Source organism: Pseudarthrobacter sulfonivorans, from assembly GCF_001484605.1.
GTDB lineage: Bacteria > Actinomycetota > Actinomycetes > Actinomycetales > Micrococcaceae > Arthrobacter > Arthrobacter sulfonivorans_A.
The window spans coordinates 1,093,162-1,115,897 of record NZ_CP013747.1 but is presented as its reverse complement, the minus strand read 5'-3'; the positions used below and the strand labels follow the sequence as shown (position 1 = coordinate 1,115,897).

The 22,736-nt window shown below is 64.1% G+C and carries 25 protein-coding genes; 12 read left to right on the top strand and 13 right to left on the bottom strand.

Going from position 1 to position 22,736, the window contains the following annotated elements; genetic code table 11:
- Window positions 1–94 precede the first annotated feature (94 nt).
- The 5 genes from AU252_RS04945 (at window position 95) to AU252_RS04925 (ending at window position 4,559) form a co-directional block, all read left to right on the top strand.
- On the top strand, window positions 95–817 hold the full coding sequence (locus tag AU252_RS04945; protein ID WP_058929766.1) for a flavin reductase family protein: 723 nt from the start codon (window positions 95–97) through the stop codon (window positions 815–817).
- Window positions 818–2,032 (top strand): alpha/beta fold hydrolase, encoded by a 1,215-nt coding sequence (locus AU252_RS23025; RefSeq protein WP_083510263.1) that lies wholly within the window; start codon window positions 818–820, stop codon window positions 2,030–2,032.
- Between the two features lie 89 nt (window positions 2,033–2,121).
- Window positions 2,122–2,877 (top strand): enoyl-CoA hydratase/isomerase family protein, encoded by a 756-nt coding sequence (locus AU252_RS04935; RefSeq protein ID WP_205630637.1) that lies wholly within the window; start codon window positions 2,122–2,124, stop codon window positions 2,875–2,877.
- A gap of 56 nt (window positions 2,878–2,933) precedes the next feature.
- Complete coding sequence (locus AU252_RS04930; RefSeq protein WP_205630636.1) at window positions 2,934–3,551, top strand: CGNR zinc finger domain-containing protein; 618 nt, start codon at window positions 2,934–2,936, stop codon at window positions 3,549–3,551.
- Between the two features lie 84 nt (window positions 3,552–3,635).
- On the top strand, window positions 3,636–4,559 hold the full coding sequence (locus tag AU252_RS04925) for a sulfurtransferase (protein WP_058929764.1): 924 nt from the start codon (window positions 3,636–3,638) through the stop codon (window positions 4,557–4,559).
- Between the two features lie 363 nt (window positions 4,560–4,922).
- On the opposite strand, the gene AU252_RS04920 is transcribed toward AU252_RS04925, so the two are convergent.
- The 4 genes from AU252_RS04920 to pdxA all read right to left on the bottom strand — a co-directional run bounded on the left by AU252_RS04920 (window position 4,923) and on the right by pdxA (window position 9,159).
- Entirely contained in the window at window positions 4,923–5,402 is a 480-nt protein-coding gene (locus AU252_RS04920; protein WP_058929763.1) for an SRPBCC family protein, read from the bottom strand.
- The gene (locus AU252_RS04915; RefSeq protein WP_058929762.1) at window positions 5,399–5,740 is read right to left on the bottom strand and encodes an ArsR/SmtB family transcription factor; all 342 of its coding nucleotides are present in this window, start codon (window positions 5,738–5,740) and stop codon (window positions 5,399–5,401) included. The genes AU252_RS04920 and AU252_RS04915 overlap by 4 nt, the downstream gene beginning before the upstream one ends.
- A gap of 204 nt (window positions 5,741–5,944) precedes the next feature.
- Window positions 5,945–6,718, bottom strand: coding sequence for a DeoR/GlpR family DNA-binding transcription regulator (locus tag AU252_RS04910; RefSeq protein ID WP_058929761.1), 774 nt, complete (start codon window positions 6,716–6,718; stop codon window positions 5,945–5,947).
- A 71-nt stretch (window positions 6,719–6,789) separates the two neighbouring features.
- Window positions 6,790–9,159: a 4-hydroxythreonine-4-phosphate dehydrogenase PdxA gene (gene pdxA / locus AU252_RS04905; protein WP_083510547.1), complete on the bottom strand. Its 2,370-nt coding sequence runs from the start codon at window positions 9,157–9,159 to the stop codon at window positions 6,790–6,792.
- Window positions 9,160–9,360: 201 nt separating this feature from the next.
- On the opposite strand from pdxA, the gene AU252_RS04900 reads away from it, so the two are divergent.
- The 4 genes from AU252_RS04900 to AU252_RS04885 all read left to right on the top strand — a co-directional run bounded on the left by AU252_RS04900 (window position 9,361) and on the right by AU252_RS04885 (window position 13,811).
- Window positions 9,361–10,350: an aldo/keto reductase gene (locus AU252_RS04900; RefSeq protein ID WP_058929759.1), complete on the top strand. Its 990-nt coding sequence runs from the start codon at window positions 9,361–9,363 to the stop codon at window positions 10,348–10,350.
- Between the two features lie 79 nt (window positions 10,351–10,429).
- A complete protein-coding gene (locus AU252_RS04895; protein WP_058929758.1) occupies window positions 10,430–11,218 on the top strand; it encodes an HpcH/HpaI aldolase family protein in 789 nt (262 codons plus the stop codon).
- A 171-nt stretch (window positions 11,219–11,389) separates the two neighbouring features.
- The gene (locus tag AU252_RS04890) at window positions 11,390–12,802 is read left to right on the top strand and encodes an Nramp family divalent metal transporter (protein WP_058929757.1); all 1,413 of its coding nucleotides are present in this window, start codon (window positions 11,390–11,392) and stop codon (window positions 12,800–12,802) included.
- Between the two features lie 22 nt (window positions 12,803–12,824).
- Window positions 12,825–13,811, top strand: coding sequence for a phosphoglycerate dehydrogenase (locus tag AU252_RS04885; RefSeq protein ID WP_058929756.1), 987 nt, complete (start codon window positions 12,825–12,827; stop codon window positions 13,809–13,811).
- On the opposite strand, the gene AU252_RS04880 is transcribed toward AU252_RS04885, so the two are convergent.
- The 8 genes from AU252_RS04880 to AU252_RS04845 form a co-directional block, all read right to left on the bottom strand.
- Window positions 13,808–15,139: a diguanylate cyclase domain-containing protein gene (locus tag AU252_RS04880; protein ID WP_058929755.1), complete on the bottom strand. Its 1,332-nt coding sequence runs from the start codon at window positions 15,137–15,139 to the stop codon at window positions 13,808–13,810. The two genes, AU252_RS04885 and AU252_RS04880, sit on opposite strands and share 4 nt — an antisense overlap.
- A complete protein-coding gene (locus tag AU252_RS04875) occupies window positions 15,136–15,681 on the bottom strand; it encodes an N-acetyltransferase (RefSeq protein ID WP_058929754.1) in 546 nt (181 codons plus the stop codon). The genes AU252_RS04880 and AU252_RS04875 overlap by 4 nt, the downstream gene beginning before the upstream one ends.
- Window positions 15,678–15,947, bottom strand: coding sequence for a DUF1778 domain-containing protein (locus tag AU252_RS04870; RefSeq protein WP_083510262.1), 270 nt, complete (start codon window positions 15,945–15,947; stop codon window positions 15,678–15,680). The genes AU252_RS04875 and AU252_RS04870 overlap by 4 nt, the downstream gene beginning before the upstream one ends.
- Before the next feature lie 211 nt (window positions 15,948–16,158).
- On the bottom strand, window positions 16,159–16,518 hold the full coding sequence (locus tag AU252_RS04865) for a LapA family protein (protein ID WP_346425614.1): 360 nt from the start codon (window positions 16,516–16,518) through the stop codon (window positions 16,159–16,161).
- Between the two features lie 68 nt (window positions 16,519–16,586).
- Entirely contained in the window at window positions 16,587–16,886 is a 300-nt protein-coding gene (locus tag AU252_RS24965; protein WP_058929752.1) for a DUF3375 family protein, read from the bottom strand.
- A gap of 90 nt (window positions 16,887–16,976) precedes the next feature.
- Window positions 16,977–17,369 carry a type II toxin-antitoxin system VapC family toxin gene (locus AU252_RS04855; protein WP_058929751.1) on the bottom strand — a complete coding sequence of 131 codons (393 nt, stop codon included), beginning with the start codon at window positions 17,367–17,369 and terminating at the stop codon, window positions 16,977–16,979.
- Entirely contained in the window at window positions 17,366–17,632 is a 267-nt protein-coding gene (locus tag AU252_RS04850; RefSeq protein WP_058929750.1) for a type II toxin-antitoxin system Phd/YefM family antitoxin, read from the bottom strand. Before AU252_RS04850 ends, AU252_RS04855 begins: the two co-directional genes overlap by 4 nt.
- Window positions 17,633–17,681: 49 nt before the next feature.
- Entirely contained in the window at window positions 17,682–18,491 is an 810-nt protein-coding gene (locus AU252_RS04845; protein ID WP_058929749.1) for an alpha/beta fold hydrolase, read from the bottom strand.
- 259 nt (window positions 18,492–18,750) lie between these two features.
- Between AU252_RS04845 and AU252_RS04840 the strand changes: the two genes are divergently transcribed.
- From AU252_RS04840 to AU252_RS04825, 3 genes are all read left to right on the top strand, one after another.
- Window positions 18,751–18,954: a cold-shock protein gene (locus AU252_RS04840; protein ID WP_024365339.1), complete on the top strand. Its 204-nt coding sequence runs from the start codon at window positions 18,751–18,753 to the stop codon at window positions 18,952–18,954.
- Window positions 18,955–19,148: 194 nt separating this feature from the next.
- Window positions 19,149–19,847: a hypothetical protein gene (locus tag AU252_RS23750; protein ID WP_157768928.1), complete on the top strand. Its 699-nt coding sequence runs from the start codon at window positions 19,149–19,151 to the stop codon at window positions 19,845–19,847.
- A gap of 34 nt (window positions 19,848–19,881) precedes the next feature.
- Window positions 19,882–20,514: a plasmid pRiA4b ORF-3 family protein gene (locus AU252_RS04825; RefSeq protein ID WP_157768927.1), complete on the top strand. Its 633-nt coding sequence runs from the start codon at window positions 19,882–19,884 to the stop codon at window positions 20,512–20,514.
- Between the two features lie 445 nt (window positions 20,515–20,959).
- Here AU252_RS04825 and ctaD read toward each other — a convergent pair whose 3' ends face one another.
- Window positions 20,960–22,714, bottom strand: coding sequence for an aa3-type cytochrome oxidase subunit I (gene ctaD, locus AU252_RS04820; RefSeq protein ID WP_058929745.1), 1,755 nt, complete (start codon window positions 22,712–22,714; stop codon window positions 20,960–20,962).
- Window positions 22,715–22,736: the final 22 nt, after the last annotated feature.

Below are 22,736 nucleotides of genomic sequence, written 5' to 3'. Positions count from 1 at the left end.
TCCTCCACCGCAGGCCGCGCCGATGCAGCCTCAGGTCGCGTTTCCTCTTGGGAACGCCAACACACACACTGACAGGGAAAGATACAGGCCCTCCATGATCATCAATAGCGCGGACCTCGACGCCACAGACTCCTACAAACTCCTCATCGGGAGCATCATTCCCCGGGCCATCGCTTGGGTGAGCACGATCTCCGAAGAGGGTGTGGCCAATCTTGCGCCCATCTCCTTCTTCACGGCTGTGGGACGGAAGCCGCCCATGGTGTCCATCTCGCTGCAGCCACGCTCAGACGGCACGACACTCAAGGACACGTTCGTCAACATTCGCGAAACGGGCAACTTCGTGGTCAACGTGGCCACGCTTCCACAGGCTCACGCCCTGCACTCCTCAGCCTTCGAATTCCCCTCGGGAATCGACGAGTTTGAGGCGGTTGGGCTTGAAAAAGAGGCTTCACAGGCCGTGACAGCACCCAGGATCAAAGACGCGCCGATCGCGATGGAATGCATCGTCAACCGCATCATCCCAGTGGGAGACATGAACGATCACGTCGTCTGGGGCGAAGTGGTCCGCTTCCACGTCAAGGACGAGTTGTACCTGGAACGGGGGCGGATTGACACTGCGGCGGTCACGGCTGTGGGCCGGCTGGCGGCTGAATACACCTTGGTTGAAAACGTGTTCACCACACCCCTTGAGGACGAGCTCCTCAAGTCCAAGCACAAGCAGCGCATGGCACGGCTGGACGGTCAGCCGGATGACTGGTCGCCAATTAATACAGCAGCCTGGTCGGCGTCCGGATCGACCCTCACCAAGGAGCAGTAAGTGACTACCGTAATTGAGCAGTTGCAGGAGCAGGATCCCTCCCTGACAACCACTGGCAGCGGCGATGTGGCCGTGCTTTTCATCCACGGTTTCCTGGACGATCAGACTGTCTGGGACGACGTCGTCTCCGAACTCGCCACCGCGGACGCCCAGTTGCTGAGGCTGGACCTGGCAGGGATGGGGGACCGGAGCGGGGATGAGGGCCCCTACAGTCTGCAGCGGTATGCCGACGACGTCGCTCGCGTCGTGGCTGGGCTGGACAAGCCCGTAGTACTCGTCGCGCAAAGCATGGGAACGCTCGTAGCCGAGCTCGTGGGTGTCCGCCACCCGGACAAGGTGCTGGGCGCAGTATTCGTTACCCCCGTTCCCTTGGCAGGGACGCACCTTCCCGAGGAAGCTGTCAGCTCCTTCCGGCAGCTCGGTGGCAACGTAGAAGCACAGCGCGGGGTTCGGATGTACCTGGGCGGCGGGCTGAACGAATTCGGGCTGGACAAGCTCACCTATATAGGCAGCCGCATCCGCCCGGAAGTGGTGACCCACCTCGTCGACTGCTGGAACGAGGGGATCCCGGACGCCCCTGAGAAGAGTGAATTTAGCTCACCTGTACTAATAATCCGCGGTGAAGCCGACGCTTTCGCCACCGCCGAACTGGTATCTTCAGCGGTCGCCCCACGATTCCAGTACGTCCAGGAGGAAGTACTCAGCGGGGCGGGCCACTGGCCCCACGTCCAGCAGCCCCAGAACGTGGCCGGACTCATCGGCCGGTTCCTCCAAGAAATTTCTGAAGCATCTGCCGCTGCACCCGGCGGAGCCGACGCTCAAGGCTGGATCAACGCCTTTGCCAGCAAGTCCGCGGACGACTTTGGCGAGGCCTTCCACCGCGACGTTGTCCTTGAGGCTTCCGTCATCCGGTCTCCGATCACCGGCCGGGAGAACGTCAAAACGGTGATGAGCGCAGCCAGCTCCATTTACGAATCATTGGAGTTCACGCAGCAAACCATTAATGGTCCGCGCACCTATCTTGAGTGGCAGGCGACGGCCTTCGGCGGTCTCAAACTCTACGGAATCACCATCCTCACCAAGGACGAGAACGGTCAGATAGTCTCAGCCGCCATCCACCACCGACCGCTTGACGCGGCACTCCGCTTCTCGGCTGAACTCGGTAAGCGGATCGGAAAGGCCGTGGGTGAATCCCGATTCTACTCCGCCGACTGAATCCTGCGGCACTCAGCCTGTTCGCCACTACTCCCTCAACGAAAGGGCCTAAGCCAATGACCCACCTCACGTTCACTGTCCAGGATCAGATGGCCACCATCGTCCTGGACAATCCGCCCCAGAACCGAATCGACCTTCAGATGGCGGATGAGCTTTCCGAAGCTATAACCGCCATCGGTAGCAGTGACGCCCGTGTGGTCATCATTCGGTCTGAAGGCGCGGACTTCAGCTTCGGAGGTGACATCATGACGTGGCCGGGCGCCGAAACGCGGGAACTGCGTGCCTTGTTTGAGCGCTACATGTCAGTCTTCAACCAGCTCGAATTGCTGCCCATGCCGGTCATTGCCGAAGTTCAAGGTCTTTGCTTTGGAGGTGGATTTGAACTCGCTCTCCGTGCAGACCTCATCTTTGCCGCAGAGTCAGCGGAGTTCGGGCATCCGGAGCAAACTCTTGGCATCGTTACTCTCCTGGGCGGAATCTATCGGGTGGCAGAGAGGGCAGGCAAGGCGCGGGCAGCAGAATGGGCGATGACCTCGGAGAAAGTACCGGCGTCTGAAATGAGCCGGGCCGGAGTAGTGAACCGCGTCGTTTCCGACGACAAGCTCCGGGAGGAAGTTTTGGCTTTTGCGCAGCGAATCGCCACCGGCGCCACACGGGCATACGCTGCGCATAAGGCGCTCCTGAGGACCTGGTCGCTGGGCGGCGTCGCTGCGGCAGACCAAGCCATGTTTGATATCGCCATGCCCTTGTTTGACCGCGAAGACACCCAGGCGGGGCTGAACTCGGCAGTGGAAGCCCTGAAAGCGGGAAGGCCACGCCCTGTGTTGGAATTTCAAGGTCGCTGATCGCACTTAACATAGTGGATGGCCAAGTGCCCTAGAAGTCGGCGAAAGAGGATGCAGTGAGCGACTGGAACGCGACGCAGCGCTATGACATGGAAAGTGCTCCTGGGGGGCTCGGTTTTGTGCATGACCTGCTCAACACGAAATCCGCCGGAAAGCCGCGAAGGTCCGATTTATTGCTTGACCTTGGGCTCGCCCAAGCCTGGGTGGACGCGGGGCTGAAACAGTGGGCACTGGCAACCGGCAGGCGCTATGTCGAAGTCAGACTTACGGAACGCGACCTGGAACATCTGCGGTACTTTCGTGACGAACTTGCAGGCACGCTAAACGCCGAAGGGGACCCTGACGCCGTCGTCGGTTCCGACGTCGACGCCCTGCCCACAGTCTGGACAGCCGCCACGTCCTTGAAGCTCAAATCCAATGGAATGCTCCAGGCAGAACCGCAGGGAGCGGGCGCCGGGCACATCGAGTCCCTGGCCATGACAGAGATTTTCCAGGCCCAACTCGCGGGAACCTGGCACCGGCTCAAACTATGCCGCAGCGAAAAATGCAGGGTTGCGTTCTTTGATCGTTCACGCAACAACAGCGGCGTTTGGCATGACGTGAAAATCTGCGGCAACCCGGCAAATCTTCGAGCGCACCGGGCGCGAAAACATGAATCAAAGCTCGTGAATTGACTCCCGTCCCTGTTCCTGGGTGAACAGGTTGGCAAGGGGGAGGTCTTTTCGCTGACGGGCTATCAATCCCATCAAAGGACCTCAATGCAAGCCTTACCTCCAGACAATTCTGACCGAATCGCAGAGTACGCACATTCCGACAGGTTGGTCACCGCCGAATGGCTTGTGCAGCACATGGCCGACCGCAGGCTGGTCATCGTGGAATCTGACGAGGATCCGCTGCTGTATGAAGTGGGCCATATACCGTCGGCAGTGAAAATTGATTGGCATACGGACCTGAACAACCAGGTGATGCGCGACTATTTGACGGGGCAGGAATTTGCCAATCTGATGACGTCCCGCGGTATTTCACGGGACAGCACCGTTGTCATTTATGGTGACAGGCACAACTGGTGGGCTGCCTATACGCTCTGGGTGTTCAGTCTCTTTGGCCATCCTGACGTCCGCTTGCTCGACGGCGGACGTGAAACCTGGATCTCCGAAGGGCGTCCTCTGGAGACAGCGCCGCCGCCCGCCAGGAGCGCAACGCCGTATCCGGTGGTCACGCGCGACGACGCCTCCATCCGGGCGTTTAAGAGTGACGTCCAGGAACATATCGGCCTACCGCTGATAGACATCCGCAGCCCTGAGGAATACACGGGTGAGCGCACGTCAATTCCCGATTACCCCCAGGAGGGTGTCCTCCGCGGCGGGCATATCCCCGGGGCGCGCAATGTCCCGTGGGCGCGGGCTGTTTCCGACGATGGGACTTTCCGGCCGCGGCGGGAACTCGAGGAGATCTACTTCCACGAAGTAGGCCTTCGAGCCGACGATGAAGTCATCACCTACTGCCGCATCGGCGAGCGTTCAAGCCACTCGTGGTTTGCCTTGACTTTCCTGCTGGGCATGGACAGGGTGAGGAACTACGACGGCTCTTGGACCGAATGGGGCAACGCAGTGCAGGCTCCCATAGCGGTAGGAAGTTCAGGCTCCGGTTCCACCGCGAATGTCGCTGCCGTCTCTCCATAGCCATGGATGCCGCAGGCGCGGTTTCGGTGCTCAACCAAACCGGGGTTCCGACAGGCCCTACCCCTTTACCTGCAGCCCAGCTACTCCGTCCTGGATCGCGAAGGAGGTCTTCGTGCTGACGTGGGATCCCGGCGTCGTGACGTAGTCCAGGATCCGGAAGTCTGCGGTGAGCGCGTCCTTGGTGATCTTCGTGGCGTTGATACCCGTGGCAGGATGCTACGCCCGACCCTGCACCTCCGCTACCTCAACCGCCATCCCCGCATCCCGGAACTTTTCACCTCAGCCGGGTCGGCGCCGTCGTCCGTTAGCAGGGTCCCGGGCAGCGCGAGCCGCGCGTCCCGAGGGCCGCGTCACCGCGGGCGTCTACAGCGCCTGCTGCTCTGCTAGTTCGGCGAGTTGCCTCGTGACGGTACCCCACCCGTCGTAGAAGCCCATCTCTTTATGCATGTTCCGGTCTGCGTTGTTGCGATGCATCACGTTGGCGACGTATTCGGTACCTTCCGGGTGGTCCTTCAGTGTGATGATCGCGGTCATGAATGGATCTTCAGCCGGTCGCCAGCCGCCGACCAGGGAATTCGTGAAGACGATTCGCTCGAGTTCATCGATTGCGAGAAAGCAGCCACTGATGTGCGGCATGAACTCGCCGCCGTTCTCGCTGATCTGGGTGAGGAATGATCCACCGGGCCGGAGGTCCATTTCCAGGACCTTGCAGGCGGCAGGCGCAGGCACCCACCATTGCTCGAAGCTCGCTTTGTCCGTCCAGGCCCCCCAAACGACGGAGCGGGGCGCGCTGATGATTCGCGAAATTGTCAGATCGAGATCCGGGTGTGTGGCTGAGTTCATTGTTCCTGTTCCTTTTCATGGGTGGTGGTGACGAAGTGCTCAAGCCGGTCAGTGCGGCCTTCCCAGATGTCGCGTTGTTCGGACAGCCAGGCTTCGACCACGGCGAACGATTTCTTTTCGATGACGCAAGTGCGCACCCGGCCCTCCTTGCGCGTCTGGATCCAGCCGCTCTCCTCCAGAAGGTGGATGTGCTTCATGAAGGAGGGCAACGTTATATCGAAAGGCTTTGCCAACTCGCTGATGCTTGCAGGGCCCTCACCCAGCCGCCCCAGCACGGCACGGCGGGTGGGGTCGGCCAGCGCCTGGAAGACGCTATTCAGCTGCGGATACTTAGCCATATGGCAAAGTAACACGGGAGGAACACTAAGTGCAATGGCTAAGTGATGCAAGGAATGTGTCGGGCTCGATCTCGGCAGCCCACGCGGCATTCCTTTCCTGGCGGCAGGCTTTCCTTGGCTTCCCCTACATCGGCCGCGGGAAGGTCTGGCTCATGGGCCAACCGGTGGTTTCGACAGGCTCAACCACCGCGGGTTTCGGCAGGCTCAACCACCGACGGCGGCCACCTCAACGTCGACCCCTGCGTCCCGGAACTTCTGCACCTGACCCGGGTCGGCGCCGTCGTCCGTTACCAGCGTCCAGGGGAGCGCGAGCCGCGCCCACGCGTGGAAGGGCCGCAGGCCGAGCTTGGAGGAGTCCGCCAGGACATACACAAGATTGCCGCGTCGGGCCATGAGTTCCTTGAGGCGGGTCTGGGAGTGGTCGGCCTCGCAGATGCCGTCCTCGGCGGTGACGGCGTCGGCGCCGAGGAACACGCGGTCAAAGCTCATCCGCTCCAGGGCTGCCTCGGCCAGCGGACCCACGAAGCTCTGGCTCAGGCTCCGCAGCCGGCCGCCCAGGCAGTCCACCTCGATGCCCTGGGACTCGGCCAGTTCCTGCATGGTGTTGATGCCCGGCGTGGTCACGGATAACCGATCAAAAGCGCGCAGCTCGTGGGCGAGGGCACCCACGGTGGAGCCGGCGTCGAGCAGGATGTTTTCCCCGGGCCGGATCACGGACGCCGCCCAGCGGGCGATGGCGTGCTTCTGCTCAAAGGCCTCGCCGGTGCGCTGTCGAAGCGACGCTTCCGGGTGGGCGCCCAGGGCCATGGCGCCGCCGTAGGTGCGGGCCAGCCGGCCCTGCCCGTTCAGGAGCGCCAGGTCGCGGCGGATGGTGGAGGCCGTGACCTCGAACCGGGCGGACAGTTCCTCCACGGAGGCCAGGCCGGTGGTGACGGCGAGGTGGTAGATCTCCTCGCGCCTGGCATTTGCCGACAGCATTCCCGGTTTCCTTCCCGTGGGCGTGGTTACCATGCTAGTTCCGGCCCCGGCCGTACCGGGTTTCGACAGGCTCAACCACCGACCACGGCGGGCCGGGTGGCCATCTCCGCCGCCTGGTGCAGGGCCTCCACCATGCTGCGCGAATCGGCGATCGCCTTGCCGGCAATGTCAAAGGCGGTGCCGTGGTCCACGGAGGTGCGGATGACAGGCAGGCCCACGGTGATGTTCACGCCGGCCTCGATGCCCAGCACCTTCACGGGGCCGTGCCCCTGGTCGTGGTACATGGCCACCACCAGGTCGTAATCGCCCCGGCCGGCCAGGAAGAAGAGCGTGTCCGCGGGCAGCGGGCCGGTGACGTCGATCCCGGCGGCCTGCGCGGCCTTCACTCCCGGCTCGATCTTCTCGGCTTCCTCGCCCTGGCCGAACAGCCCGTTCTCGCCGGCGTGCGGGTTGATGGCGCAGACGCCGATCTTCGGGTTCGGGATGCCGGCGCGGATCAGGGCCTCGTGGCCGCGGCGGATGGTGCGTTCCACCAGGTCCGGGTTGATCTTGCGGATGGCGTCCATCAGCCCGATGTGCGTGGTCACGTGGATGACGCGGATCTTGGGCGTCGAGAGCATCATGGACACTTCCTCGGTCCCGGTCAGCTGCGCCAGCAGTTCGGTGTGCCCGGGGAAGATGTGCCCGGCGGCGTGCAGGGCCTCCTTGTTCAGCGGCGCGGTGCAGATGGCCTGCACCTTCCCGGCCATGGCCAGCTCGCTGGCCACCCGGATGTATTCATAGGCAGCGTGCCCGGCCACGGGGGAGAGCTGGCCCCAGGGCAGGTCCTCCGGCAGCAGCGCCATGTCGATCACGTTCACCCGGCCCGGCATGAACACCGCGTCCTCCACCGAGGCGATGGTCCGGATATCTGCCTCGATGCCCAGGATGTCCGCGGCCTGGCGGAGGCGCAGCGCGTCCCCGATCACCACGGGCCGGCACTCGGCGTTGCTCTGCGGGTCCAGGACCGCGGCCACCACCACCTCGGGTCCAACACCGGCGCCGTCGCCCATGGTGACGGCGATATGGGGGAGGGCGGCCTGCTCGGTCTTGTTTGCTGCTGCGGTGGTCATTTCTGCTCCAGGTCTTTCGGAAGTCTTGCTGGGAAGGGTGTTGGCGGGCGCGTCTGCGGACTGGCCGCGGCGCTCCCGGATTTCGTTGTAAAGCTGTACAAGGGCGAGGTCATCGCCGAAGCTGCCGGGCTTGGTGCCCACCAGCGTTCCGTCATCGGCGCGGCTGAGCACAGCGCCGTGCTGCACGGCCGCGAGCGGCACCAGCCGCTGGAGGCCGACGGCGTCCAGGACTTCGCGGGCCGTCTCGCCGCCGGTGAGGATCAGGTCCGCGCCCGATTCCGTTGCTGCCTGTGCGGCGAAGCGGGAGAGCGCCTGGACAATGCGCGCGGCGTTTGACGGGTCCACTTTTGCGGCGGCAACCGTGATAGCCACGCAGGTTCCGGCTGCCAAGGACCGCCAAACCTGGGCCAGTTCGGCGGCATAAGCACCGGCTGTGTCTGCGGAGTCCGGGTTGAGCCGGACCACGGTGAAGCCGCGGTCCTCCAATTGAGCCAGCTGCTTCTGCGCAGTCCCGGAGGCGGAGCCGACGACGGCGAGAACGGGTCTGGCGGTGAGCTTCCGTTCCGCACTGGTCGCGTCAGCTCTTGCCGCCGCCTGCGCATTTCGCGCAAGTTGTGCGGCCAGCCGCTTCGCGAGCGTGTCCGCTGCTCCGCCGGTGCCCACCAGCACCACGCGCCTGCCACCGGCGCTGAAGCCAAGCTCCAGCAGGGCGTCCACTACGATCTGCAGGTCCGGGACCGTTTCGCCGTCAACCACCACCAGCGTTGGTTCGGTGGATTCCAGCTTTCCGGCCAGCTTCGCGGCGAGTGATCCGGACCGAAGCTCGGCCAGGTCCACGGTCTGCACCGAGGCAGCCTTGTCCGGGCTGAGAAGGGAAAGGATGTCAGCGGGCGGCGCGGAAATCTCGGCCTGCCACAGCTCGGTCTGCCCCAGGGGGACCCCGGCAGCGAACGGCTTTCCGTCCCGGACCGAACGTTCCAGCTGGGGGAGTGCCCCGGCAATGACCGCGTGATAGCCCAGGCCTGTCAGCGCGGCAACCTCGGCGCGGATGTTGCCGCGCCACAGGGAATCGGTCTTTTTGAAGGACACCTGAGCCTCCGAAGCGGCGGAACTTGAGAAAGCCTCGGTCGCCAGCGCTTCGGCGGCGGCTTCGGGAAGGCCGCGGGAGTGTGTATCGACTACTACAACGTCGGTGACGTTCCCCGGCGAGGAGGCGCCGCCGTCGGGCGTTCCCAGCAAGACCTGCGTAGAGAGCCCGTGCTCCACAAAGCAGTAGCCAACCTCGGCGGCGCCGGAGAAATCGTCGGCCTGCACAAACACGTGAGCCACGTTGTTCCTCTCCATGGGTACGTCATTGGCTGTGACCCCGCCGGAAGCGGGATGCTTACATCATGACACGGTTGCACGAATTGCGCTAAGCGACTTGCGCGTTACGCGCAAAGATGCCAGAGTGATGGGGAACACGGCCGGAGATCAGCGATAGCGTCATGGTCCGATCTACCAAGCACAGCAACCTCGAGGAATCAACGCATGAGCAAGCAGCCCGAAGGCACCCAGGTGGACGGCCTGAGACTCCCCATCTCCCGGCTGGTACTGGGAACCATGACGTTCGGCGACACCGTTGACGAGGCCACCGCGGGGCGGATGGTGGAGGAGGCGCTCGACGCCGGCATCACCACCATCGACACCGCAAACGCCTATGTGGGGGGAGCCACGGAGGAAATGCTGTCCCGCCTCCTGAAGGAACGGCGCGGCGAGGTCATCCTCGCGTCCAAGGCCGGCATGCCGCACCCGGACCACGGAGCGAACTCACCCCTGTCCCCGGCCGGGCTGCGCAGCAGTGTGGAGGGCAGCCTCCGCCGGCTCGGCGTGGACAGCATCGACCTGTTCTACCTGCACCAGCCGGACCGGGCCACGCCCCTGCACCAGACCCTGTCCACGGTGGCGGAGCTGGTTGCCGAGGGGAAGATCGGCGCCCTGGGTGTGTCCAACTTCGCCGCCTGGCAGATCGCCGACGTCATCCACGTGGCGCGCGAAGTGGGGGCGCCGCGGCCCGTCGTCGCGCAGCAGCTGTACAACCTGGTGGCGCGCCGGGTTGAGGAGGAGTACCTCGAATTCGCGGCCACGCACAATGTCCACACCATGGTTTACAACCCCCTGGGCGGCGGCCTGCTCACCGGCAAGCACAGCTTCGAGGCCAAGCCCACCGAGGGCCGCTACGGCGACTCCAAACTTGCCGCCATGTACACCCAGCGCTACTGGGACCGGCAGCTGTTCGACGCCATTAACGAACTTTCCCTTGTTGCGAAGGAGCTTGGCATCACGCTTGCCGAGCTGTCGCTGCGGTGGCTGGCCTACCGCGACGGCGTGGGCTCCATGCTGCTGGGCGGTTCCAAGGTGGAACAGCTCCAGGCCAACATCGCCGCGGTGGCCAACGGGCCGCTCCCGGCCGACGTCGTGGAGGCGTGCGACGCCGTTGGAGCCGGACTCCGCGGCCCGATGCCCGCCTACAACCGCTGACGCATTCTGGGATATCTTCCTGCATTACCTATCCCGATCCGCTTTTCCGAACACCCGACCTGAAGGTAAAAGATTCCGTATGACATCCGAACTGGCCCTCGAATTCGCCCGCAAGATCCGCGCCCGGGAACAGGCGGTGGGCTACTGGGCAGTGCTGGACGCGCCCGTGGCCACCGAACGCATCGGCCGGCTCGGCTACGACTACGTGGCACTCGACGCGCAGCACGGTCTGCTCGGCTACTCGGGTGTGCTCAACGGTCTGATGGCCATCGACGCCGGGCACACCGCCGTCGGCATGGTCCGGGTGGAGGACAACAACCTGACCGCGATCGGAAAGGCCCTGGACGCCGGTGCCGTGGGCGTCATCGTTCCGCTGGTCAATACGGCAGCTGATGCGGCCGCCGCCGTTGCCGCAGCCAAGTACCCGCCCATGGGCGGACGCTCCTACGGACCCATGCGCTCCGCCCTGCGGATCGGGCCGGTGCCGGCCGAAGCCAACGCCACCACGCTGGTGTTCGCCATGATCGAAACACCGGACGGTCTGGCCAACGTCAAGGAAATCTGCGCTACCCCGGGCCTGGACGGCATCTATGTGGGCCCGTCAGACCTGGCCATCGCCGTGGGCGGGGCATTCCCCGGGGACCCCGCGATCGAAACCGAATTCAACGCCGCGCTGAAGACCATCGCCGAGGCCGCAGCCTCCGCCGGCATCGCCGCGGGCATCCACACACCCGCGGGGGACGTGGCCGCACTTCGGCTCAGCCAGGGCTACACGTTCACCACCATCGCCTCGGACCTCACCCACCTGGAACAGATCGCCAAGGCCCATCTCGCCGCCGCCACCAGCGCCGTCAACACTAAGGGCTGACCCGAAACTTTCTGACCCGCGTCAGGCATGACACTTTCCGTCGAACACGCATCGATGGATCCACACACTTCGCACCGATGACGTGCGTCCGCTTCACCTCATTTTTCCCCTGTTTATCCCAACCCATATTTCGATCTGCGGCGGCCGTTTGGTCCCATATCAAGGAGTCCCATGTCAGCGACGACAGTAACCGTTACGCCCCCGGGCGTGCCCGACCCCTATGTGCTCCGTAAAGAAGACGCCCTGGAGCCGCCAACAACCTTCCGTGGGCGGTTCCGCTACCTCGGTCCCGGGATGCTGTTGTCCGCCGCGGTTGTCGGATCCGGTGAGCTCATCACCACAACCGCCCTCGGTGCCCAGGCTGGCTTTGTCCTCCTCTGGCTGGTGATTATCAGCGCCGCAGTGAAGGTATGGGTGCAACTGGAGCTCGCCCGCTGGTCCATTCTTTCCGGCAAGACCGCCCTCGAAGGCTACGCGCAGGTGGGGCCAAAAATCGGCCGCATCAGCTGGATCAACGTTCTGTGGATCGGCATGGACATCGCCAAGATGCTCCAGCGCGGAGGGATCATCGGCGGGGCGGTGACTGCCTGTTCGCTACTCCTTCCGATCGTGGACAAGCCGCTGAGCTTCCCGTCGCTCCTCATTTGGACTGTCATCATCCTGATCGTGACTGTCGGCGTGGTGTACCTGAACCGCTACAGCCTCATTGAACGCATCGCTGTCATCGCCATCGCGTTCACCACGCTGGCCACCGTCGCACTCGCCGTGGGCCTGCCCTTCACGGAGTTCTCCTACGGCCCCGTGGACCTTGCGACCGGGCTCGCCTTCGCCATCCCGGTGGGCACGATCGGCATCGCCGTCGCCATGTTCGGACTGACGGGCGTCGGGGCCGACGAGATGACGACCTACACGTATTGGTGCCTGGAGAAGGGGTACGCGCGCTGGATCGGTCCGGATGATGGCAGCGAGGCGCGGGCCAAGCGCGCTGAGGGATGGCTGAAAGTCCTGAAGCTCGATGTCCTGCTGAGCTGGGTTGTGTGTACTGCATGCACTCTGGCCTTCTACATCATCGGCGCCGCAGTGCTGCACCCCCAGGGGCTGGTGCCCAAGGGCATGGAGATGATCAGCACTCTCTCGAAGGTCTGGAGCAGCGTGCTCGGCGACTGGGGCGGAGTCTTCTTCCTGATTGCCGCGGCAGTCATCCTTGCCAAGACCTTCCTCGCATCCTGCGCAAGCGTCCCACGGCTGTGGGCCAACACGCTGGGACTGCTGGGAGTCATCGACTGGCGCAACCCTGAACAGCGTCAGCGCACCATCCGCGCCCTGGTCCTCATCCTCCCGCCGATCTGGGCGGTCTCGTTCCTCTTCATCCAGTCCCCGCTGCTCATGGTCCAAATCGGCGGGATCGCCAGCGGAATCTTCCTTGTCGCCGTCGTCTTCGCTACCTGGCACCTGCGCCGCGAGGTCCCGGAGCGCTTCCGCGGGGGCATGCTCAACACAGGCATGCTGGTACTTTCGAGCCTCGCCATCACTGCGCTGGGCATCTACACGATCACGCAGGTGTTCGGAGTGAAAATTGGTTAAGAACAGCCTGAGGGGACAGACGATGACGGACCTGGAAGACGGGCCCGGCCTTGCACTGGGTGACGTTCTCATCACCACGCCGAGCTTCGGACAACACTCGGAGGAGCCCTGGGACGAACTGCGCCGGCACGGACTGCAGGCGCGGCGTGCGTCCGGTCAGCACCCTTTGAGCACGGCGGACCTGGCCCAACAGGTCGGCTCTTGCGACGCGCTCTTGGTGGGTCTTGACATTGTGGATGCGCAGGTCATGGATGCCGCGCCGCGGCTCCGGGTGATCGCCAAGCACGGTGTGGGCACAGACAACATCGATCTGGAAGCAGCCCGCAAGAGAGGTATCACGGTGGTCAACGCGCCGGGTGGCAACTCGGACGCCGTGGCGGACCTCACGCTCGGACTTCTGCTGGCCCTTGCGCGCCAGATTGTGCCGGCACATGCGAGCGTAATGGCTGGCCGATGGGACCGATTCTTCGGCCCGCAGCTGTCCGGGCGGACCATGGGCGTTGTGGGGTTTGGCCGCATTGGGCAGGCCGTCGCGCGGCGGGCCCAAGGGTTCGGGCCAAGGCTCCTCGCTCACGACCCGTTTGTGCCGGCTGAGGTGATGCACGCCGCAGGAGTAACACCTGCCTCGCTCGACGAGATCTTCCTGCTGTGCGACGTGATCACTCTGCACCTGCCCAGCGCCCCCAATGGCACCCCGATTGTCTCCGGGGACGTTCTGCAACGACTGAAGCCGGGAACGCTTCTGGTCAACGCGGCACGCGGCGACCTCGTCGATGGCCCTGCGATCGCCGAGGCGCTCAGCTCAGGAGCGCTCGGGGGATACGCGGCGGACGCCTTCACGCCGGAGCCCCCGCCCGCGGATCATCCGCTGCTGAAAGCCCCCCGCACGCTGTTTACGCCGCATATCGGAGCATTCACCGACATGTCGAACGCCGCGATGGGGACGACAGTAGTGGGCGACATCGCGCGCGTGTTGAACGGTGATGCTGCGGTCAACGCAGTCGTCTAGACAGGCTCGACCACCGGTGATTCCCCGCCGTGGACCTCGTACCGGGCCTTGCCGCCGAGCTTGGCCCGGTACATGGCCGAATCGGCCTGCCGCAGCAGCTCCGTCACGTCCGCGGTGTCCGCGGTGCGCTGCGCGACCCCCATGCTCAGTGACACCCGCAACGAGCGGTCACCAATCACGAACGGCTCGCTAAGAGCCTCATAGATCCGCTCGGCGACGGGCCCCGTTGCCGGAGTGCCGTCGTCGTTATCCAAAACCACGACGGCGAACTCGTCGCCTCCCAGCCGGGCCACCAAGTCGTGGCTGCGGACGCTGGCCCGCAGCCGCTCGGCCAGCTGGGCCAGCAGCGCGTCGCCGCCCTCATGGCCCAAGGAATCGTTGACGTCCTTGAAATCGTCGATGTCGATGAACAGCAGGCCCTCGTGCCGCGTCCGGCGGTCGCTGTCCGGCTCGAAGGACGCCAGCAGACGCTCGGCCAGGGCCGCACGGTTGGCGAGCCCGGTGAGGTCATCGTGCGTGGCACGGTGCGTCAGGGCTTTATGGCTGTCCTGCAGCGATGCGGCCATCCCGTTGAACGCCACGGCCACCTCGCCCAGCTCGTCGCGCCGGGCCACGTCCAGGCGGTGGCTGTAGTCGCCGGATTGCAGCTTCAGGACGCCCCGTCGGAGGCTGTTGACGGGCCACATCAGGTCCTTGACCACCCGGCGGCGGAAGTACAGGGTGGCGCCGATGGCCACCACGAACAGCCCGATCCGGCCAACCACCAGGAGGCCTTCGAGCTCGCGCGTGTCCACGAGCCCCCTGTTCAGCGCCTGGAGGGAGGACTGCTGGATGGCGGCCAGCTGCGTCCGGACGGACGAGCTGGCAGCGGCGAAGGCAGGGGCGTTAGCCGCACTGTTTCCCGTGAGCTCCAGAACGTTGGAACTCCAGAGGCCACCGTTCTCCAGGCCGGCCTGCCAGTCCTGCTGTGCCGCGGACAGGGCATCGGGCCGGCCTTCGTCCGCAGCCTCGGCTGCGGCGGCCGCCCGGAAGAGCTCCTCAATTTCCTTTTGTTCCAGGACAAATGCCTCCCGGTTCACGGGTGCCGCCGCGAGCAACTGGTGTCCCAGCTGCTCATGCGTCTCAAGGGCGGCCGTCAGCTCCGCGACACTGCCGTACTCGGCCTGGAGCCGGGCGGTGGCAGCTTCCATCTCGTTCACCACAAACCGGACTCCGACGACAGTGACCGCCGCGCCGATGAACAGGGCCAGCAGCATCAGCGTGAATGCCCCGGACCATTCACGCTGCAGGCTAAAGGAGCGCGGCGTGGTGGACGGAGTGTCCTTCACGCTTCCGGCCCGTTGGCAGAACGGAGGTACGCCCTGGCTGTTGCAACCTTCATGTGAAGCCTCAGGTTATCGCCTCCGGTTGGGATAAATCCGTGGCGGGTGTACCGGCCCACCAAGCCAGGATTGTCGGCCTCGACCACGATGATCTGGCCACCACCGAGCTCCGCGGCATCCATGATTGTCTCCAGTGCCACCCGCAGAAGCTGCCAGCCCCACTGGTTGACCTTGTCGCCGCGCAGGGAACTATCGAGGGCCAACTTGGCCAAGAGCCACCCTGGGCCATTGCGCAGTTCTTTTCGCTGGAGCGGTTTCGGCATGCCGTCGCGGACTACCAAGGTGGGGCAGATCGCGAAGTATCCGACCACCCGCTCGTCCGTTTCAGGGCTGCCCTCCAGAAGAAGGTAGACCATGCTCGAACCGGCCTCCACGGCTTGCACCGAGTGGTCCGTCAGCCACTCGTTGTAGGCGGCTTCGCCGCAGTCAAAGGCCCCCAGGTCATACCCGGGGGCCAGTTTCGTGGTGTGAAAAGTCGGTTTGTTCATGGGCCGATAAGCCGCGGCAGGTGGGCGAGTGCGGCGAGTTCTGCGGATTCGTCCGGAGCGTTCAGCGATGCCATCATGGCGTCGAAGACCTCGGGTGCCATGAGAGTGATGTCCGAACGCAAGATGACTTTTTGTGCGGCCTGCCGGGCGGCCTCGGTGACGAACGCCGACTTGGACACGTGCAGAAGGTCGGCAGCCTCCGTGATTAACTCATCCGTGGTCTCATCCGTGCGCAATTCCAAGCGCCGTGTTTTAGTGCTTGCCATCGTCTGTACCTCCGTCAGTCAAGGTACGGCATTTGTACGGTTGCGGCTAGGGCTCGAAGTGTGTGCGGGAAGGCCCTCCGGGGAGCGTGGCGAGGATGTCGTCGGCCAGTTTGCGGATTTTGATGTTCCGGTGGCTGGATGCCTTGGAAAGAATCGTAAACATCCGGCTCCGACGCCAAGCTGCCGCCCTCGCCGGCGCCAGTCAAAGCGCTCAGGCCCGCCGGTCAGTCCGGGGAGGGGCTGGCAGTTGGTGCCGCGTGCGGGATCTGAGCTGCAGGATCCGTGCAGCGCCGGCAACAGCGACGAGCACGCCGCCTCCCACAGCAGCTATAAACAGCGCGACACCGGATGCGATGGTGCCTTCGAGGCCGATGAACCGTACCGTCATGTCGTCCTGGTTCTGGACGATGAAGATGATCAGAAGGATCAGCAGGATCAGTGCCGCCACCGTCGCTGCCCAGGCCATTCCAGCCCGCGTAACGGCGATGCGACTGCGGGTGCCGGCGTTCTCCGGCGGGATGCCGCTAGCACCTTGGCCGGGATCAGGGCTGGGGGCCGGTTCTGTACTCATGGTCTTCCCTCGGTTGAAGGACGTTACTTTTCCTGCTGCCCGCGCGTTCGTATGGCCTGGCAGGGGATTCAGTTCGGTGCGGGATTGTAATGGCATCTCCCGTGATTGTGACCGGTCTGGAGACTCCAGATTACTTCCGTGTTCTTGGAAAGGACAGGCCACCGGGAGTTTCGCCAGGCTCGGATTCGACGGAGGCCGAACAGGACATCATCGAGGTGGTCAATGAGTTCCTGCCGGCCGATGTCCCGTTGGTTAGGCCCGGTGAAGGCCTTGATGAAGAAACTGACGGCCAGCGGGGCGTTCTGAGCGCGGAGCAGGGACCACCCCGCGTGGTTCTCACGCAGTGCGTTAATGGCGTAGAAATCCATGGCGTCCTCGGTGCGGGGGCTGTTATTCCTAAGCTACACGGGGACGGTGACAATTTCCGTCGAGGCCGGCGGTTCCGGATTCGGCAGGGCTCAACCACCGGGGGAGAGGACGTTCAGGCCGGCCTCGACGGCGGCAGCCAGGAGCTCGGCGTCATACGCCACCATGACGTCGGACTGCAGCCGGATGGCTGCCGCCAGATGAATGGCGTCGGCGCTCCGGAGCTTGCCGGGCAGGGCTGCCGCGTACATAAGGTCCGAACGGGCAAGATCGACCAGGTTGATGGCGCCGAGGACCGTATTGACGGGCTCGCCGGGAAATCCGCGACGATGGGCCGCGCAATGAAGTTCCGTATAGAGGAGCATCGAAGCCACCAGCTGGTGGCCCTGGGCTGCCGCGGTTGAGAGGTAATGGGCGGCCGCGGATGATGCTGGCTCTTCGACCACAAGCTTGAGGACAGCCGACGTGTCCAGATAGATGATCACCGGTCCCCGCGGAGGTCAGCCAGGATCTCAGCAGTGCCTGCTTCGGACGGGACGCGCGGCAGCGTCTGGAAATCGACCGGCCCCTTGGCGGCTGGGCGGACCTGGCCCGCCAGCAACAACCGCTCAAAGGGTGACGCCGACGGTGGGATCAATGTAGCGGCTATTTCGCCGTTGTTCGTGACGTCGATCGTTTCGCCGTTCTTAACGCGCTCCAGGATTTTGCTGCTCTGGTTGCGCAGTTCCCGGTGTGGGATTGTCGTCATGGTTACCTCCGTAGCAAGCGTAGCAATCTGTGCGCCCGAACGAATAGGGTCAACCACCGCGGGTTTCGAGAGGCTCGGTTTCGACAGGCGCAGCCACCGTGCCGGCTTCCGCCTGCTCCCAGTGCCGCCGGAGCAATTCAGCCAGCCGCTCGGGCTCGATCCGGTGTGGCGGGTCGAAGTGGTGGCGCTTGGGGAACACTTCCAGGTGGAAGTCCGGGAAGAAGACCCTCGACAGTCGGCTGGCAATATCGCCGTAGTCATGGGGATTGCTCAGGCCGCCCAAGGCGAAGTAGACGGGCTGGCGAAAGGCAGCCAAACGCGCCCTCTCCAGGTCATAGTCTTTGAAGGTCCGCAGGAACGCCCTGATACCCGCCGGCCGGTTGGCCATCCACGGCGGCGGGGGATCCGGCGGTGGCGGAAGGACGACGTTGGGCTTAACTCCCAGCCTCATGAAGGCGGACATGAACTGTTCCGGCGGGAGTGTTTCCAGCTGCTCGTACTTCTTCCGGAGCTCCGTGTACGCAGGGCTCCAGTCCCAGTTCCCGGCCCAGGCAGGTTCCAGCAGCGCCAGGCTCAGCAGCCTGCCCGGGTGCTTGGCAGCGAACGCCAGCGCCGCCGCGCCGCCACCTGAATAGCCCGTTAAGTGGAACGTCTCCCATCCCCGGGTATCGGCTTCGCGCAGCACGCCGTCGATCTCTGTGTCCAGGCTCCAGTCCGCCGGCGGCCCATCTTCCGCGTAGAGCTCGAGATCCTTGGCGATTGCCTGGACATCCGGCCCGAGGGCTGCGATGAGTCCGCCGAAGGCGGCCTGGGCGGGGAGTACAGCGCCCGGTAGAAGAATGGCCCGAATTGGTCCCATGGGAGAACGGTACGCCTGGGTTTCGACAGGCTCAACCACCGGATCGTGGAGGCTCAGCCACCCGTCTCGTTGGCCGGTGGTAAATGGTTCCGAAAATCTCCTGTAGTGTTGATCCTGTTGTTGTGTTTATGCGGTTGGTAGTTCAGGCAGTACGCGCGGTCGAAAGTCCGCGTCTTTCTGAAGTAGCGGTTTTGAACACCCCACACCGGAGGACCCGAAAGTCGGGACTTTTCCTCCACCTTCACGAAGGACAAAAATAATGGCTACTGGTACCGTCAAATGGTTTAACGCTGAAAAGGGCTTCGGCTTCATTTCCCCCGATGACTCCTCACAGGACGTTTTCGCTCACTACTCCGCGATCGCCTCTTCCGGCTTCCGCTCACTCGAAGAGAACCAGAAGGTTTCCTTCGAAACCGAGCAGGGCCCCAAGGGTCCCCAGGCCGTCAACATCCAGGCACTCTAATTCTTTAGAGATTCTGGGGCCTTAGGGTTTCATTTTCAAAGCAGGGCCGGTCATTAGACCGGCCCTGCTTTTGTTAACCCGGATGTGCTTCAAAGCGCCCGACTGGCAACTTGCGAGAAACCCCTTCAAGATAGTCAGTGGGCAAGCAGGGGGGTGATCGAGTCCATCCCGCTGCACAGAGAGGCCCGCACTTCGTGCCAATACCAAAACGTCAACTCAGTCCGCTCATCCGCAAGTACGTCAACGGCAGCCGCCCCGCCCACGCAGAGACCAGAGGCCTCGGCGAGCTCAAGCCGGTGGAGCCCGCCGCCCGCCGGGAGGGGGTGCCCGTACTGGGCGATGACCAGGTCTATGTGATGAAATACGGGACGGTCTATCACACGGCGTGGTGTCCGGTGGTGGCCGACAGCTGGGACCACGCCCCCAGAAGACTGCTTGTGACCCTATTGGCCGCTGTGGGGGAGCGAACCCGGTGCGCGGAATGCAACCGGCACGCGAAGGCAGCCAGGGCGTCAGCTGCGCAGGAATACCACCAGCAAGCCCGGCCCACCCCCGAACCCCCACCGCCTGACGCCGTGGTCCCGCTGAAAGTCATTGGGCTGGCCCATGGGATACTCTTCCTGGCCGCAGGGCACGAGTATAGGGAACGTTTTAAGGAAACCGCCGTGGAGCCGGCTACCCCGCTGTGGGTGGACGGGCGGCGCGACGGCATCGTGGTGCGGCTGGACTCCGCCAGCGACGAACCACTCGTGCTTGTCCAGTTGGACCCCCGCGCCACGTTCCGGAACGGCCCGTACCAGGTGCGCCTGCGTCATCCGCTGCGGCGGTCGGCCACCAAACCCTATGCGGTTGAGTCAGTTGAGTCAGTTGGGTCCGTTGAGCCTGCACCATGACGGATCCCCGGCCGCACTCTGGCAGATTGCCTCCATGCAACTTTCCGTTCCCGCCTTCGACCTGCAGATCAGCATTACGGACACCGAACCGTTGATCTGGCGAAGGCTGCAGGTCCCCCTGACGCTGACGGTTCCCGAGTTCCACCTCGCGGTCCAGGCCGCCTTCGGCTGGGAAAACAGCCACCTCTACGCCGTCCGCTGCGTGGACCGCGCCGGAAAGCCGCGGGAGATTGTGGGTCCCCAGGACCTCACGGAAGATCTGGACGCAGAGCCGGCCTCCGGCGTCGTCCTTTCCGAACTGCTGGATGCCCAAAAGCCGGGAAGCGCGCTGGAATACGAGTACGACTTTGGCGATAGCTGGACGCATCACGTGGAGGTGCTTGGTTCGGCGGACCTTCCGGCCGGGGAACTGCTGTGCGTGGATGGCGCCACCCGCGGACCCGTGGAGGACTCCGGCGGGCCCCACGGTTACCAGCGACTGCTGCAGATCGTGGCGGACCCGGAGCATCCGGAACACGCGGATGCGACGTCCTGGATCTTCGGCGTGACGGGCGAGTACGGCAGCCACTTCGCCCCCGCAACGTTCGACCGTCAGGCCGCCAACCGCAAAACTCCGGCTGCTCAGCCTCCAATGGTGGCCGCAGCCACTCGCCGACGCGGAGCGTGACGCCGTGCTGCTGCCGGTCCGCTGGCTGTTGGAAAACGCCGCTCCGGACGGCCTGGAACTCACCAAGGACGGCTACCTGAAGCCCGCCATGGTCAAGCGCGCCATGGACGAGCTCGGCTGGAGCGATCCCATCATGGGCAAGGGAAACCGCGAGACGCACGCACGGCTGGTGCTCACACCGCGCGGCAAACGCTGCCTGGAACGGCCCGCGGAGCTGTGGGACTACCTCGTGGATGCCGTCGGCCGTCAGGAACACGACGCGGTCCGCCTGGTCACCCGCGTCCACATGGACTGGCACCTCAGTGGCATCGCGCCGACGTGGAACCGCGAGATGGAGGCGATCCGCGGCGCCATGCTGGCCGCCGGGTTTGTCCGGCGTGAAGTTCCTGCTGGCGGTCCAGGCTGTGGGCCGCTCGGTTTAGGTTTCTACAGGCTCAATCCCCGGTCACTCGTCCGGGTTCGGATTGCGTACGTCCTTTTCGCCGATATCCGCAGCACCCAGAGCGGCCGCGGCAGGGCTGTGGGAGGTGTCGTGCGCGCGGACGCTGAGCTCGGGGTGGTGGAGGTCCAGGGCGGGACGTTCCGAACGGATCCGGGGCAGGGACATGAAGTTGTGGCGCGGCGGCGGGCAGGACGTTGCCCACTCGAGCGAGGCTCCGAAGCCCCACGGGTCATCCACCTCAACGCGCTCCGTGCTGCGCGCCGTGATGTAAACATTCCAGAAGAACGCAATTGTCGAGGCGCCGAGAAGGAATGACGAGATGGTGGAGAACTGGTTCATCCAGGCGAAGTTGTCCTCCACCAGATAGTCCGCGTAGCGGCGGGGCATGCCCTTGACACCCAGCCAGTGCTGGATCAGGAAGGTCCCATGGAAGCCCAGGAACAGCATCCAGAAGTGGATCTTTCCGAGGCGCTCGTTGAGCATCTTGCCGGTGAACTTAGGCCACCAGAAGTAGAAGCCTGCGAACATCGCGAACACCACGGTGCCGAACACCACGTAGTGGAAGTGCGCCACCACGAAGTAGGAATCGGAGACGTGGAAGTCCAGCGGCGGTGAAGCCAGGATGATGCCAGTCAGGCCGCCGAAGAGGAAAGTGATGAGGAAGCCGAGGGCCCACAGCATGGGAGTCTCGAACGTCAGGGAGCCGCGCCACATGGTGCCGATCCAGTTGAAGAACTTCACGCCGGTCGGCACCGCGATCAGCATGGTCATGAAGGCGAAGAACGGCAGCAGCACCGAACCGGTCACGTACATGTGGTGCGCCCACACGGTCATGGACAGGGCTGCGATGGCGATGGTGGCGTAGACAAGACCCTTGTAGCCGAAGATCGGTTTGCGGCTGAAGACCGGGAAGATCTCGGACACAATGCCGAAGAACGGCAGCGCAATGATGTAGACCTCGGGGTGGCCGAAGAACCAGAACAGGTGCTGCCAGAGAATAGCGCCGCCGTTCTCCGGGTCATAGATGTGGGCACCGAACTTGCGGTCCGCCCCCAGTGCGAACAGGGCCGCGGCCAGCGGCGGGAATGCCATGATCACCATGATGGCCGTGACCAGTGTGTTCCAGGTGAAGATGGGCATCCGCCACATGGTCAGGCCCGGGGCGCGCATGCAGATGATGGTGGTGATGAAGTTGACCGCACCCAGGATGGTGCCGAATCCGGACAGCGCCAGGCCGAAGACCCAGAGGTCACCGCCGATGCCAGGGGTGAAGGTGGTGTTGTTCAATGGCGCGTAGGCGAACCAGCCGAATGCCGCAGCGCCCTGCGGGGTGATGAAGCCGGACACGGCGATGGTGGAGCCGAAGAGGAAGAACCAGAAGGCCAGGGCGTTCAGCCGCGGGAACGCGACGTCGGGAGCGCCGATCTGCAGCGGCATGATGACATTGCCGAAGCCGGCGAACAGCGGGGTGGCGAACATCAGCAGCATCATGGTGCCGTGCATCGTGAAAAGCTGGTTGTACTGTTCCTTGGTCTGCAGGACCTGCATGCCGGGTTCGAAGAGTTCGGCCCGGATCAGCAGGGCCATAACTCCGGCCATCAGGAAGAACACAAACGAGGCGATCAGGTACATGTACCCGATGACTTTGTGGTCGGTGGAGGTGAGCCAGCCGACCACCATGGAGCCTTTGCGCCGCGGCACTACAGGGGGAGCAGCGGTTGAGGCAGTCCCTATTCGTGAATGTCCGGTGATGGCCATTTTTCACCTCACAGATTTGTCT